The organism is Klebsiella sp. 141198 (genome assembly GCF_050600785.1).
Lineage (GTDB): Bacteria > Pseudomonadota > Gammaproteobacteria > Enterobacterales > Enterobacteriaceae > Klebsiella > Klebsiella aerogenes.
In genome coordinates, this window is record NZ_JAQIRM010000003.1 from 168,769 (window position 1) to 183,203 (window position 14,435).

10 protein-coding genes are annotated in these 14,435 nt (G+C 56.5%); 1 reads left to right on the plus strand and 9 read right to left on the minus strand.

The genetic code is table 11. The features are described 5' to 3' along the window. Positions 1 to 15: 15 nt before the first annotated feature. The 7 genes from ygjK to ebgR all read right to left on the minus strand — a co-directional run bounded on the left by ygjK (position 16) and on the right by ebgR (position 11,495). Entirely contained in the window at positions 16 to 2,367 is a 2,352-nt protein-coding gene (ygjK, locus tag PGR10_RS10750; protein WP_430923453.1) for an alpha-glucosidase, read from the minus strand. A gap of 17 nt (positions 2,368 to 2,384) precedes the next feature. Next, a complete protein-coding gene (ygjJ, locus tag PGR10_RS10755; protein ID WP_049056307.1) occupies positions 2,385 to 3,443 on the minus strand; it encodes a protein YgjJ in 1,059 nt (352 codons plus the stop codon). A 13-nt stretch (positions 3,444 to 3,456) separates the two neighbouring features. Further along, complete coding sequence (locus PGR10_RS10760; RefSeq protein ID WP_015369594.1) at positions 3,457 to 4,890, minus strand: amino acid permease; 1,434 nt, start codon at positions 4,888 to 4,890, stop codon at positions 3,457 to 3,459. A gap of 229 nt (positions 4,891 to 5,119) precedes the next feature. Continuing rightward, positions 5,120 to 6,553 carry an amino acid permease gene (locus PGR10_RS10765; protein WP_430923454.1) on the minus strand — a complete coding sequence of 478 codons (1,434 nt, stop codon included), beginning with the start codon at positions 6,551 to 6,553 and terminating at the stop codon, positions 5,120 to 5,122. A gap of 94 nt (positions 6,554 to 6,647) precedes the next feature. Further along, positions 6,648 to 7,097 (minus strand): beta-galactosidase subunit beta, encoded by a 450-nt coding sequence (locus PGR10_RS10770; RefSeq protein WP_004900777.1) that lies wholly within the window; start codon positions 7,095 to 7,097, stop codon positions 6,648 to 6,650. Beyond that, positions 7,094 to 10,186: a beta-galactosidase subunit alpha gene (gene ebgA, locus PGR10_RS10775; RefSeq protein WP_430923455.1), complete on the minus strand. Its 3,093-nt coding sequence runs from the start codon at positions 10,184 to 10,186 to the stop codon at positions 7,094 to 7,096. Before ebgA ends, PGR10_RS10770 begins: the two co-directional genes overlap by 4 nt. Before the next feature lie 325 nt (positions 10,187 to 10,511). Beyond that, entirely contained in the window at positions 10,512 to 11,495 is a 984-nt protein-coding gene (gene ebgR / locus PGR10_RS10780) for a transcriptional regulator EbgR (protein ID WP_113373109.1), read from the minus strand. A gap of 207 nt (positions 11,496 to 11,702) precedes the next feature. Here ebgR and PGR10_RS10785 point away from each other — a divergent pair, with 207 nt between their 5' ends. Next, entirely contained in the window at positions 11,703 to 12,035 is a 333-nt protein-coding gene (locus PGR10_RS10785; protein WP_015369597.1) for a tRNA-binding protein, read from the plus strand. A gap of 42 nt (positions 12,036 to 12,077) precedes the next feature. Here the strand turns inward: PGR10_RS10785 and ygjG are convergent, their stop codons facing one another. Next, positions 12,078 to 13,457, minus strand: coding sequence for a putrescine aminotransferase (gene ygjG, locus PGR10_RS10790; RefSeq protein ID WP_047043175.1), 1,380 nt, complete (start codon positions 13,455 to 13,457; stop codon positions 12,078 to 12,080). 263 nt (positions 13,458 to 13,720) lie between these two features. Further along, positions 13,721 to 14,239 (minus strand): PadR family transcriptional regulator, encoded by a 519-nt coding sequence (locus tag PGR10_RS10795; protein ID WP_032712554.1) that lies wholly within the window; start codon positions 14,237 to 14,239, stop codon positions 13,721 to 13,723. Between the last annotated feature and the right edge of the window lie 196 nt (positions 14,240 to 14,435).

Genomic DNA, 14,435 nt, shown 5'->3' on the forward strand with positions numbered 1-14,435 from the left:
TTAGGGTGAGGGGAATTACTGCTTACGGAAAAACTCGTTATACAACATATATAAATGCGCCGCGCTCCATGAGAAGTTAGGCGCCCCCTGCTGGGCGCCGGTCAGCGGATTGTAGTTCTCCTGAATCGGGCCATCGGCGGTTAAGCCTTTGGCGTGCTGGAAGAAGGCGTCCGCCAGCTTCAGCGCCTCATCGCGATGACCGTAGCGCTCCATTCCCTTCAGGCCGAACCAGAACTGATCCACCCACACCCGTCCGCGCCAGTAAATATCGGCGCCAAAGGCCGGGTTGGTCAGCGCGGCGGTACCCAGCGGCACAAAGGTGTTGAACTCTTTCGGGTCGAGCATCACCGAAACCACATCGTCAGCATGTTGCTGCGTCGCCGCGCCGTTAAACAGCGGCGACCAGCCTTCCGGCCCTTTGCCGCGCTCGACGATCGGTTTACCGGCGCAGCCGTTGGCCAGCGGTTGTTCTTCGATACGAATGTCGTAATAGAAACGAGTCTGCGGGTCGAACATGCAGGTATTGATATAATCCGCCAGCTTCGCCGCCAGCGCCTGATAGCGCTTTGCCTCTTCCGCTTTGCCAAGAATGGTCGCCATCTGCGCCAGATAGTGGTTATCGCTGTACATATAGCTGGCCTGATCGACCGACTCCTGAAGCAGCGAATACCCCAGCAGGTTGCCGTCGCGGTCGCGGTTTTCGGCGAATTTCACCGTCCAGTCGCTGCGTTTGCCGCCGTTGGCGACGTATTTATCCAGCTGTTCTTTATCGATAAAACCAAATACCGCCGCATCGTCACGCCCGGACTCCCACGACGCCGCTACCTGCGCCGGAATTTCGAGGCTGTCGTAATCGCCTTTGGCCGTCACCTGTTCGTAGGCGCTAAGGCCGGAAAGCGTCTGCTCGGTTTGCCCTTTTTTCACCGTGAACAGCATGGCGCCGTCGGCGGTGTTGTGCGCCTTATCGCGGGTCGCGCCATATTCCGGCACGCCGTTACCGTTATGGTCGCGATTGCGCAACCACCAGTCGTGATAGGCCACCAGCTTCGGATACATCTCTTCCAGCCACGCTTTATCTTTGGTGACGTTATATACCTCCATCACCGACCAGGCCGCGAGGCTTGGCTTGGTGTTGCGTTCGTTCCAGTTGCCGCCGTCGCCGCCGCGCTCGGGGCTCAGGTTCCAGGCGATCAGATCGGGCACAAATCCGGCATCCTGCGGGCGCACCTTATCATTGGCTTTTATCTGCCAGGAGAAGACGGCGCGGATATTCTCTTTGGCGATATCCGGGTTGAAGTGGGCCATGGCGTAGGCCTGTTTCCAGGTATCCCACGGCCAGGTCTGGTTGCCGGAGAACCAGCGGCCGGTCACGGATGGGGTGACGGTATGGTAATGCACCGCGCCGCCCGGCGCGCGCCAGTTGCCGTTGAGCGTTTCAATAGCTTTCACCGCCACGCGGGTCTGTTCGGCGGTAGCGTCGGGGTTGCTGAGCCCTTTTTGCAGATAGCCGTCCCAGCGCTGTTCGGAGGCGGTGAGATAGTAAGCCGGGCGCGCCAGAATATCGCGGATCTGCGCTTTTTCCCGCTGCGCTTGCTCCGCGGTGAGTAGGTGCGAATAGGTGGTGTAGAGGGTGGTGGAGCCGCGGATCTCCGCGCTGCTGGTAAAGCGGTGGCCGTCGATACGGGTCTCGGTTACCAGCGAACGGTGGATCTGATACTGCGATTCGCCGGAGGTCATCAGGTCGGAGGCGGCGCGAACCTTGCCAAAGCTGACCGTCAGGCCGTCGGGCGTGGCGCTCAGACGGCGCTGATAGTCCGGGAAGGCTTCATCAATGGTTTTGTCCGATAGCGCTTTACCCTCTTTGGCGGCCAGTTTTTCCAGCAGTTCGCCATCCCACACCAGCTTTAGCGGAGTGTTGCTGGTGATTTTGGTCTCCAGCAGTGAAGTGTGGGCGCTGGCGAAGCGCAGCGTCATCTCCACCTTCACGCCGGGGGCGGTCAGCGTTTGTTTCAGCGCGCCGGGCAGGCTCCAGGCCTGCAGGGTGAAATCGACCTTTTTGCCGTTCTGATACACCGTCAGGCGATCGAAGTTGGTGGCCATAAAGTTGATGTACTCTTCGGTCAGCAGCGCCGGGCCGGGGAAGCCGCCCATGGTCGCCGGGCCGTCGGGCAGCAGGTGGCCGTGCCACGCCCCGAGGTCGAAAAAGGGGTTGAAGCGCTGGTGGTCGTCGGCGTCGAAATCCTGCATATACTGCGGCGCGCCGCTGCGGTCGATGACGTTTTTAAACGCCTGCGCGGTGACGGCGTGGGCGGAAAAACTCAGCATCAGCGCGCAGGCCAGCGGCGTCAGCGTAGTGGTGAGGTTCATGGTATCTCGGCTCCTTGTTACCAGTAGAAGTATTGCATCAGGAAAATTTTGTCGCTCGGGTCGCCGCTGGCGTTGCTGGTGTAAAAACGGCTGTCGGCGGCGGTGGCGAAACGCCCGCCGCCGTATTCGTACCAGATGCCAAATTGCATAAATGCGGTGGTTTCATCAGCGGCGTGGTCCGGGCGGTGTTTGGCGTAGCTGTATGCGGTGGAGAAGTAGAGCCCGCTTAAGGCTTCATACATGGCGCTGGCCATAAAGCCGGTTTCACTGCCGGGAACATCCAGCCCTTTGGCGCGGCCGGTATGGTGCCAGGCGCGGAAGGCCAGATTGGGCGACAGAACGCCGGTCAGGAATAGCTGTCCGGTGCCGTCGGTCACTTCAAGGCCGTTCATCCAGGTGACATCTTTGACGATGTCGTACTGCACGTAGCCGTTGACCATTGCCGGGTAGGTGTACTTATCGTCATAGCGATCATATTTGCCGAAGTGCAGCCAGGCCTTGCTTTCATCGTGATGCCCGGCCGGCGTGGCGGTGACGCTATAGCGGAAATCGCCGCTGCGGTTTTGTACCTTCAGCGCGTACATGATGTCGCGGGTATTGGGGATCACATAACCCAGATCGGGGGTAAAGTCGCCCCACCACTGCAGGTCGTCCAGCGACGAGTCCTGGCGCAGGCTGAGCATGATCTCGGTGTTGTTATCGGTTTTATAGCCGCCATAGAGGCGGTTAAGGCCGCCTTCCACGCCGCCCCAGCTGTGGCCGGGCGTCCAGGCATTGCCCTGGCTATCGGCCTGTACCGTCCAGGCTTCGCCGTAGATCAGCCCGAACCAGTGGCCGTTTTTGACCTCCAGCCCGCCTTCGATATAGGTGCCATCGCTGTATTTATGTTTATCCTCGCCTTCTAAATCCATGTAACCGCCAACCCCCAATTCGCCGTAAAAGCGGTAGGAGGTGGTGGTTAATTCCGGCGTTTTGGTATCGTCGTGCTCGGCCGGATGGACGGTCTCAGCGGCCGCCGCAGGGGCGCAAAAAGCCAGGGCAACGAGTGCCCCGTATAAGTAAGAGTTAGTTTTCATTTTTTTAAGGTATTTAAGAGGTATGGGAAGCCGGAGCCGCTTCTATTTGTTGTTGTTCCTGGGTTAATCCTTTGACGTATCTGCTGTATTTCCACCACGCGAAGCCAAGGAAAATCACGATCCCGCCGACGTTGTAGAAAATAATGGTCAGGATGTTGCCGCCGGTTGGGAAGGTTGAGGCGACGAAACCGATGGCGAAAATCACAATCAGCATGGATACCACCACGATGCCGGTAGTACGCGAGCCCATGCGGAAATCGCGCGGCAGATGGTCGAGCTTGCGGCGCAGGTTGAGGTAGGCCAGCATGATGAACAGCGGCGGCAGCATGGAAGCGGCGGCGGTCATGTTGATGATGGTGTTCATCAGATCCTGCACGGTGTTGGATCCCAACGTCGGGATGATCATCAGCGGAATGACGATCAGATACTGGATCCAGGCCGCGCGCGCCGGGACGCCGTTCTCATTGAGCTCGACGGTTTTTTTACCAAAGATGCCGGAGGGAATTTCCGAGAAGAAAATTTTAACCGGGGTGGCGGTCCACATCAGCAGCGAGCCAAACATCGCGGTAAACGAAACGAGGCCGACGAAGCGGTTCATCAGAATTTCCGGCAGGCCAAAATAAGCCGCCAGGCCGTGGAACACCTGCACCGATCCGCCGGTAAACTTCAGCTCTTTGCTGCTGACGAAGACGTTGATCAGTACGGAGGAGATCGAGTACAGCACGCCGATAAAGATCCCGGCGAGAATGATCACTTTGACGAAGGATTTAGAGCCGCCTTTCACATCGTTGACGTACACCGCCACCGATTCCGCGCCGCCCGCCGCCATAAAGATCCACGTGGTAATACCGAGGAACGCCCAGTTGAAGTTAGGGATCATCGCCTCGACGGTGATCGGATCCGCTGGCTGCACGCCGCCCACCAGCGCGGTACCGGCCAGCAGAATATAAGAGAGCGTCAGCAGCAGCATCAGCGATGAGGTGACGGAGGTGATAGGCCCCAGCATTTTCGCGCCGTTGGTGGAGATCCAGGTGGAGAAAGCGAACAGCGCCATGCTCAACACGGTGGTGGCGAACGGCGTCAGAATGTATTCGTAGCCGAGGAAGGCGTAAGAGGCATAGGCGATTACGCGCGGCAGCAGCGAGGTGAAGAAAAACAGGTTTACGAACCAGTAGGTATAGGCGGTGATAAACGCCCAACGGCCGCCGAGCGAACTTTTCACCCAGGCGTAAACTCCGGCCTCGGAGTTTTTATTCAGTGATACGAACTCGGCGATAATCAGGCAAAACGGAATGAAGTAGAACAGGGTGGCGAGGAAGAACATCGGCGCCGACGCCAGCCCCAGTTCGATATTGTTGTTGATGACGTTATTGAAACTGTAAACGGCGGCAAAGGTCAGCGATAACAGGCCGAACTTGCCGATGGTATTACGTTTAGTATCAGACATAACACATCTCCACACATTGTCCTTCAGAGGGTCGCTGAAGGGGGTTGTGTTGTTTGTAGGGTAGAGGTAGTTAAGAATTAATGTCGATTTTAGTAAAAGTTTTAGTAAATAGAAGTAAAGAAACCGAATAGCTTTAACTCGATCACGAAAAAGGTTGAGTAATACGTAATCAGGCGAGGGATAAAAAAATCCCGCCAGCCGACGAGGGGCTGACGGGACGACAGGAACGTTATTTACCGGCGGCAGCAGCGTTAACCGGCGCCGCGGCGCGCAGACGTTGCTGCTTTTTTTCAAAGCGGGTGATCCACCACCACGCCAGGCCGGAGAAGACCGCGGTCATAAAGACGTTGATAAAGAAAGCGTTAACCAGATCGACGCCCGGCGGGAAGGCCGAAGCAGTCATGCTGATGACGAAAATGACCATCAACATGGTGACTATGCTCATGCCCACTTTTCTTGAGCCCATACGGAAGTCGCGCGGCGTGTCATCGTGTTTCCAGCGGAAGAAGAAGTAGGCGGCCATGATGAACAGCGGCGGCAGCATGGCGGTACCGGCGGTGAGATTAATGGCGGTGTTCATCATCTGCTGCACGCTGGCGGAGCCGAAGCCGTTAACAATCAACATCAGGAAAACGAACAGGAACTGCCACCAGGCGGCGCGTACCGGCACGCCGTGGGCGTTCAGCTCGGTGGTTTTCTGGCCGTAGATACCCTTCGGGATTTCCGAGAAGTGGATTTTGACCGGCGCGGCGGTCCACATCATCATGCTGCCGAAGATAGCGATAAACAGGATGATGCCGACGAAGCGGCCCATCAGCGCTTCAGAAATGTGGAAGTAGGCGCCGAGACCGGTAAAGATTTCCACCATTCCGCCGGCGTAGGTCAGGTTTTCACGGGCGACAAAGACGTTAACCAGCAGCGAACCTAAGGCGTACATACCGCCAATCAGCACCCCGGCGGTGATGATGACTTTAATAAAGGATTTCTGCCCGCCCTTGGTGTCGTTGAGGTAGGCGGCAACGGTTTCCGCGCCGCCTGCGGCCTGGAAAATCCAGCACATAATACCGAGCGTCGCCCAGTTGATGGTCGGCTCCATCGCCGCCAGGGTAATCGGCTGCGCCGGGACGTGACCGGAACCCAGCGCGGTCAGCGCGCCGACGACGTAAATCGCGAACAAAGCGAACACGCCGTAGGCCACACATTCGGAAATTTTCCCCAACCAGGTCGCCCCTTTGGTGGATATATGGGTGGCCATGGCGAACAGCACGATGGAGATAAGCGAGGTCACCATCGGCGAGAAGGGGATCGCGTAACCGGTGATCGCATACGAGGCGTAGGCCACCACGTTCGGCAATAGCGAGAGGAAAAAGAACAGGTTCACAAACCAGTAGAGGAAGGAACCAAGATAGGCGGCGCGAGTGCCCAGCGGCTGCTTCAGCCACGCGTACATCCCGGATTCAGAGTGTTTATTGGCCGAGACGAATTCGGCGATGATAAACACGAACGGGATAAAATAAACGATAGTGGCAAATAAGAAGATAGGCGCGGAACTGAGCCCTAACTCAATGTTATTATTGACGATATTTCGCACGTTAAAGACGGCGGTAAAGGCCATCGATAGCAGCGCGAACTTGCCGATTTTGGCACGTACAGATTCGGACATACGTCCTCCAATCATTCATCTACCCGCCGCAGCGGGCTGGAACCGAAAGGCCAACGGGCGTACCCGTTGACCTCCCTTGTCGCTTAACGCGGGTTTACTTATTGAGGAAGTAGCCGTCTTCAACCGTGACTCGCAGCACCACTTTTTTTACCGGCGCATCGCAGATAAAGCGGTAGGCTTCGTCGATATCGCAAATCACCATCTGCCCTTCATGAACCTTCACCGTTTCACCGATCCCTTTCAGGTATTCGCGATCGGTTTCGTCGCGGTAGCAGGCGACGGTTTGCAGATTTTCTTTGGCGGCAAACTCGATTTTCTGCTGCCCTTGCAGGTAATAGTGCACCTCAAAGTAGCGGCGGTTGCCGACAAATAGCGCATCGGTCGTACTATCGGTTTCCACCCGATAGGAGAGCGAATCGCCAATGGAATGCGCCACGCCCGGGCGGATGTTGTCGATGTTATTGATGGCTTCCACGCAGCGCTGCCATTTGCGGCCGCTATGATAAACCTGCTTAAACTGTTCTAAATTATCGAGAATTCTCATTGTTCAGCCTCGCTGTGTGCAACGGGGGAAAAGAAACCGGCGCCGAAGCTATGGTTCGCCAGTACCTGCGAGGTGCCGCATCCGCCCTCCAGCGGCAGCAGCGTAAAGCCATAGTTGAAGGTGTTGAGCCAGACGCGCCAGCTATCCAGCACTTCGCTGCCCCAGGAGTTGGAGCCGAGGCCGAGCAGTTGCGCATCGATATTCAGGGTGATGTCATCACTGCGCTGCAGTTCGTTGCAGTGCTGGGCGGCGTGCAGGTTTTCTGCCGTAAAGTGCCAGGCGCTGACGTTGAGCGGATTGCGCGGAACGACCAGCAGGCCGCTGCCGTGGCGGTCGCTGAACGATGCCCAGCGCACGTGCTGACGGTTACCGTTATTCTGTGGGAACGGATAATTGACGAACATATCGTCGACGGTGGTATGCCAGATATCAATGATGTTGCTTTGCTGGCTGTCGGCGTAGTTCTCGCCCGGCCCGCGGCCATAGTAGTTCACCTGGTCGAACTCACCGTTAATGCCCAGCATAAAGCCGATGCACGGGACGATGTGCGGATATTCGCCGTAGCGCTCGCCGGCCAGCTCAACGTTGATGTGGCCCTGTGGCGTAATCTGCCAGCGATAGGTGCAGCGCATACCGAAGTCGAACACCGGCGGCGCAATCACGCTGCGGGTGGTGATCACCACCGTTTCACCCTCTATTTCAGCGCTGAATTCGCGAAGATGCTCCTGCATTATCTGCAGGTGGGCCGGCTGCCACAGCCCTTCGTATTCCTGTTTATGGTTGTCAATCATTGGCTTGAAGAAGTTAATCTTCGGCTCGCGGGTTACCTGATCGACGCCGTTGACCTGCCATTCGCTCAGTTTGCCGCTGACCTTGCTGAATACCACGCGGAAGTTATGGCCGCTGATGGTGTAGTTCAGGCGTTCATCGGCAATCTGCAGCGGGGTGGCGCTGGCGTTTAACAGCGGAGTTCGCGCGGCGGTCCGCGCCTTAAGCGGGAACTGATAGACGGCGATATCGTGATTGGCTTCGCTATACGGGGTGCGCGAATCTTTGGTCACCATGATGTTGACGAAAGCTTCACGCTCGTCGAGTTGCGGCAGGGCGATTTGCAGGTCGCGGCCGCTGTTCGGCGCCAGGTCTTTCACTTTCAGCAACTGGCTGGAGAGCGTTTCGCCCTCGGCGCGGACTTCTACGCGCAGGGTGTAGTCATCGAGAGTGGAGAACCACAGTTTGTTTTCCACCCGCAATTGGCCGCGGCAGATATCCCGCGCCTGTACTTTTACCGGGGCGATGACCTGTTTATATTCGCGTAGGCCCGGCCCCGGCGTCTGGTCGGAGAAAATCAGCCCATCAAGGCAGAAGTTGTAGTTGTTCGGGTAGTCGCCGTAATCGCCGCCGAATTTGTACCACACCGCGCCGTTATCGTCGGTGGCCTGAATCCCGTGGTCGCACCATTCCCACACGTAGTGGCCCTGGATACAGTCGTGCTGGTAAAAAACGTTCTGATATTCAGTTAATCCGCCGGGACCATTGCCCATCGCATGGGCGTATTCGCAAATAATGCGTGGTTTTTCATGCGGATGCTCGCCGAATTCGTTCATCAGCGGTACGCGGGTATACATGGTGGAGATGATATCCACTACTTCGGCATCGCGGTCCTCTTCGTAGTGCACCAGCCGGGTATCATCCAGCGCTTTGGTGGCGTGGTACATAGCGCGGATGTTGCAGCCGTAGCCGGATTCATTACCCAGTGACCAGATGATGATAGACGGATGGTTTTTCTGCGCGTGCACGTGGCGCACGATGCGCTCAACGTAGATGTGTTCCCAGGCCGGGTCGTCGGTGATGGCGCTGAGGTTGCCGACGTTGGCGAAACCGTGGGATTCCACATCGGTTTCCGCCATCACGAACAATCCGTAGATATCGCACATTTCATAGAAACGCGGGTCGTTCGGATAGTGGGCGGTGCGTACCGAGTTGATGTTGTGCTGCTTCATCAGCAGCAGATCTTTTTCCACGCGATCCATGCCGACCGCGCGGCCTTTCAGATGATCGTTATCGTGGCGGTTTACGCCGTGCAGCATCACGTAGTGGTTATTAATATAAAACAGGCCGTCACGCACTTTGATATCGCGGAAACCGACGCGCTGCGGGATGATTTCCAGCACCTCGCCGGCGGCGTTTTTTAACGTCAGCACCAGATGATAGAGATACGGGCTTTCCGCCGACCACTGCTGCGGCGCGCTCACATCAATTGTGAAGCCGGTGTTTAGCTGCTGGCTGACCTGCAGTTGACCAACGTTGCCCGAATAAAGCGCCTTTTCGCCGTCGAACAGAGTATATTCCAGCGTCGCCGCCGCCGTCTGCGGAGCCAGGTTTTCCAGCGTCAGCTGGCAGGAGAGGGTCGCGTCGATGTAGTCATCGTTAAAATCGGTGCGCACGGTGAAATCCTGCACGTGCAGCGGATTTTTCCCCACCAGATAGACGTCGCGGAAAATGCCCGCCGACCACCACATGTCCTGATCTTCAATATAGGTGGAGTCCGCCCACTGCATCACGCGCACGCACAGCAGGTTGTCGCCGGTTTGCACCACCGCGCTGATATCGAACTCGGCGGTCAGGCGGCTGCCTTTGCTAAAGCCGATGTACTGGCCGTTAACGTAAACTTCGAAATAGGTTTCGACGCCATCGAATTTGATGATGGTTTGTTTGCCCTGCCAGCCGTCGCCGAGGGTGAACAGGCGCTGGTAGGCGCCGGTCGGGTTATCGGTCGGGACATAGGGCACGTCGATGGGGAAGGGGAAACCTTCGTCGGTGTACTGCAGCTGGCCGTGGCCTTCCATCTGCCACATGCCCGGTACGGTAATCGGCCCCCACTCGTTCTGATAGCATGAGGTAAAGCTCTCCGGTACCAGCAGCGGGTTGGTGAAGAAGCGGAAGTTCCACTGCCCGCTGAGGGACAGGAAGCGGCTGCTGGTTTCGCGGGCGAAGGTCCGCGCCTGGGCCAGTGAGTCGTAAGAGAAGAAATACGCCCGCGGCGGCAGCCTGTTTTCATGAGTGAGTTGAAGGTTTTCCCAGCGATTCATATCGCCTCCCTGAACGGCTTAATAAGATAAAACTCATTTTAGTAAAACTTTTACTAAATAAAATCGCCAGGGATGATTTACTTTAACTCGATCACAAAATGAGCCGCTTTTGTGTCGGGTGGCGGCTGCGCCTTACCCGACCTACAGAATGACGTTCCGGCCAGGACCGGTAGCCCGGCCAAGCGTAGCGCCGCCGGGTAACAGGATGCGGGTATGGAGCCGCTTTTGTGTCGGGTAGCGGCTTCGCCTTACCCGGCCTACAGAATGGCGTTCCGGCCAGGACCGGTAGCCCGGCCAAGCGCAGCGCCGCCGGGATGGGGTTGGATTAACGGGTGGTGCCGCGCAGCTTCAACACGCTGGGAACAAAAACGTTAAGCGGCAGGGCGCGGCCATCGCGGGCCTTCTCGATCAGCAGGTTCACCCCCTGACTTCCCATCATTTCGGAGTGGATCCGCACCGTTGACAGCGGCGGGAAGGTAAAGCGCGCGGTGGGGATATCGTTGACGCTAATCAGCGAAATATCTTCCGGGATCGCCAGCCCGCGTTCGTGAATGGCGCGCAGCACGCCGATGGCGATGGAGTCCGAGGCGACAAACAGCGCCCGCGGAAACTCCGTTTGCGCCAGCATCTGCTTCGCCAGCTCATAACCGGAAGAACTGGAAAAACCGCCGCGCCAGATATCATCGGCTGAAACCACGCCCTTCAACTGACCGTACTCCACAAACGCCACTTCGCGAATATCGGCCTTGCCGGGCTGGTCCTGGCCGCCGATAAATCCAATACGCGACGCGCCCTGCTGGATAAAGAAGTCGACCACCTCTTTAGCGATACGTACCAGGTCGATATCCACCGCATCGTACGGGCTGCCGGCTTCGTGAAAATCAATAAAGCAGATATTGTCGGTCAGCGCGCTGGCGGTCTCGCGGAGCTCGCGCGTCGGCTGGCCGATAATCAATACGCCAGTGACCTTTTTCAGCTCTGGCAGGGTGTTATTGAGATAGCAGTTGGTGAGTTCGATAGCGAGCTTTTCGCACTGTGTTTCAATACCGTGGCGAATGGCGAGATAGTAAGGGTCGTTAATTTCCAGCTCTTGCTGATAGCTGTACAGCGCCAGGATATGATGATGGCCGACGGGAAGGACCTGCGTTTTACGCGCGCTGCTGCTTTTATACTCCAGCTTCTCCGCAATCTCGAGAATGCGATGCTTGGTCTCTTCTTTTACGTTCAGGGTGGGATCGTCGTTTAACACCCGGGAAACCGTCGCCAGCGAAACACCCGCTTCGGTCGCAATGTCTTTTAGCGTTGCCATCTTTTTCCTTTATCGGACGTTGCCCATGTTTGCTCATCTATTGTAAAGCAAGCGTCGCGTCCTGCACCTTATTTCAGTAAAAAACGCCAGCGCGCGAGGGCCGTTTTCCCCGGCGATAGCGTGACAGAAGTAGCATTATTATCAGCATTATGCAGACGAACGGCAAAAACTTGCTATCTTTTAGTAAAAATTTACTGGAGGTGAGAGATGGATACCGTAGCTTACGCTGATTTTGCCAAACTGGAGATGCGCGTCGGCAAGATTGTCGAGGTGAAACGCCATGACAATGCCGACAAGCTGTATATCGCGCGGATTGATGTCGGCGACCGCACGCTGCAGACGGTCACCAGCCTGGTGCCCTACTATAGCGAAGAGGAACTGCTGGGGAAAACGGTGGTGGTGCTGTGTAATCTGGCGAAAGCCAAAATGCGTGGCGAAACATCTGAGTGCATGCTGCTATGCGCGGAAACCGAGGATGAAAGCGAAAGCGTGCTGTTGACGCCGGAACGCGTCATGCCGGCGGGCGTGCGGGTGGTATAACGCGAAAATACCCTCTCCCGACGGGAGAGGGTCGGGTGTGAATTATGTCTCTTCGACCGAAACGCGCAGTGCCGCCAGCGCCTTGCGCGCTGCCTTCAGTACCTGCTCGCACTGCTCGAGGGTGAGCGTCAGCGGCGGTTCAACGCGGATCGTCTTGGCGTTGTTTAACGTCCCGGCGACCAGCACCCGCTGTCTGAACATCTCGCTGGCAAAGTTGTAGCCAATCTCGTTATCGACAAACTCAATAGCCATCAACATGCCTTTCCCGCGGACTTCATTCACCAGATCCGGATATTCGCGCGCCAGTTGACGGAAGCCGTCCAGCAACAGATCGCCTTTCTGCTCCGCCTGCGCCGGCAGGTTCTGCGAGAGCAAGACGTTGATCGTCGCCAGCGCCGCCGCGCAGGCCAGCGGGTTGCCGCCGAAGGTGGTGGTGTGCAGGAATGGGTTATCGAACAGCACCGAGAAGACCTCTTCCGTCGCTACCGTCGCGCCGATCGGCATTACGCCGCCGCCGAGCGCTTTAGCCAGACACAGAATATCCGGCTGCACGTTTTCATGCTCGCAGGCGAACATCTTGCCGGTGCGGCCCATGCCGGTCTGTACCTCGTCGAGGATCAGCAACGCGCCAAACTCGTCGCACAGTTTACGGACCGCCGGTAAGTAACCCGCCGGCGGCAGGATCACGCCGCCTTCGCCCTGGATAGGCTCAAGGATCACCGCCGCGACGTCATCACCGGTTTTCTTGCATTCGCTCAGAATGGAACGCATGGCGTTAATATCGCCGAACGGCACGTGACGGAAGCCCGGCAGTAGCGGCATAAACGGTTTACGGAAGGTCGATTTCGCGGTGGCCGACAGCGCGCCGAGCGATTTACCGTGGAACGCGCCGCTGGTGGCGACGAAGGTAAATTTGCCGCGCGGAGACTGATAGGCTTTTGCCAGCTTCAGAGCCGCTTCCACGGATTCCGTGCCGCTGTTGCAGAAGAAACTGTATTTGAGCTTACCGGGCGTTAAGGCCGCCAGCGTTTTCGCCAGCATCGCCCGCAGCGGGTCCAGCAGCTCCTGGCTGTGAAGCGGTTGTTTCGCGAGTTGATTTTCGACGGCGGATACCACAACTGGATTACGGTGCCCTACATTGAAGATGCCAAACCCACCAAGGCAGTCGATAAACTCCTGTCCCTGGGTGTCGACAAGCGTATTTAACCCTCCCGCTTGCCACTCTACGGCTCCGTAATCCCCGCCGGCTGTGACCGATTTTCTATACTCCAGAAACCCCGGGTTCACATGTTCTTTAAAGTATTCTCTCACCTCCTGGTTCAGTGCTTTCATTTCGTCATGGGAGAGCGATTGCTTCTCAATGAGATTCAGTGCGTGCGCGCTGCAGGCCAGAGCCGATGCGCTGGAAGGTAACCTGTTCAAAATGTGCTCCTGGGGGGGCGTATCACATGATACTGAATTAAGTATTGCAGGGATTACGCCAGCCTGGCAGCGACGATGAAAATCGGGATAAACGCAAAGTTAAGGCGCAATTGTGCGAAATTTAATCTCATAACTTAAATATTGGCACGTTTTATTCCTGAGGCCGCAAGATAAACTGCCGTTGGGGTGTGAAGCGGTATGACGTGGGGTGGTGCAGGCCGCTGTGTGATGGAGCAGCCTGGGAACCATTGTGGTGCGAGAGGTTAATCGAGTTGGGAGATTTCCATCGCCGCGCGGTCAATCACGCCGATGATCTGTTTCAACTGCGCGTCGCTGATGCTCTGCTGGTTGACCTTCAGGTCCAGCACCGCTTTAAAGTTTTCCAGCGCGCGTTTCATCTGCGGATTTTTGCGCAATTCGCAGCCGACCATGCGTTCCTGCAGGCGCGTCTGAATTTGGCTTAACTGCTCGCCGCTTTCGGCGCACAGGCGGCGTCCCTCTTCAGTGATAGCGATTTTTTTACGTCCATTTTCCTCTTCTACGCTAATCAATCCCTGATCCTGCAGCAGGTCGAGCGTCGGATAGATAACGCCGGGGCTGGGGCTGTAATTGCCCTGCGTCAGCGCCTCAATCTCTTTAATCAGCTCATAGCCGTGGCTGGCGTTGCGCGAAAGGATATCGAGGATCACCAGGCGCAATTCGCCGTGGCCAAAGAAACGCTGGCGGCGTCCGCCGCCGCGACGGCCCTGTTCGCCGTGGCCCTCTTCGTGATGATGTCGCATCGATGCCTCCTGTCTTTTTGATATATCTAATTTATATCTAAAAAATAATAAAAGACAATATTTTATTTTTAATTAATTGATTTAAATGAATTTGTTTTTGATTTTTGCTTTATTGTGACTTTCTCTCGCTTTATATCAAAAAAAACTTGCCATTTTTATTAATAGCAATCATTATCATTTGCACTGAGTTTAGATA

What these genes read in the sequence shown, in the direction of transcription:
- ygjK (WP_430923453.1), bottom strand. Translation starts at nt 2,367, where the DNA reads ATGAACCTCACCACTACGCTGACGCCGCTGGCCTGCGCGCTGATGCTG.
- ygjJ (WP_049056307.1), bottom strand. Translation starts at nt 3,443, where the DNA reads ATGAAAACTAACTCTTACTTATACGGGGCACTCGTTGCCCTGGCTTTT.
- PGR10_RS10760 (WP_015369594.1), bottom strand. Translation starts at nt 4,890, where the DNA reads ATGTCTGATACTAAACGTAATACCATCGGCAAGTTCGGCCTGTTATCG.
- PGR10_RS10765 (WP_430923454.1), bottom strand. Translation starts at nt 6,553, where the DNA reads ATGTCCGAATCTGTACGTGCCAAAATCGGCAAGTTCGCGCTGCTATCG.
- PGR10_RS10770 (WP_004900777.1), bottom strand. Translation starts at nt 7,097, where the DNA reads ATGAGAATTCTCGATAATTTAGAACAGTTTAAGCAGGTTTATCATAGC.
- ebgA (WP_430923455.1), bottom strand. Translation starts at nt 10,186, where the DNA reads ATGAATCGCTGGGAAAACCTTCAACTCACTCATGAAAACAGGCTGCCG.
- ebgR (WP_113373109.1), bottom strand. Translation starts at nt 11,495, where the DNA reads ATGGCAACGCTAAAAGACATTGCGACCGAAGCGGGTGTTTCGCTGGCG.
- PGR10_RS10785 (WP_015369597.1), top strand. Translation starts at nt 11,703, where the DNA reads ATGGATACCGTAGCTTACGCTGATTTTGCCAAACTGGAGATGCGCGTC.
- PGR10_RS10795 (WP_032712554.1), bottom strand. Translation starts at nt 14,239, where the DNA reads ATGCGACATCATCACGAAGAGGGCCACGGCGAACAGGGCCGTCGCGGC.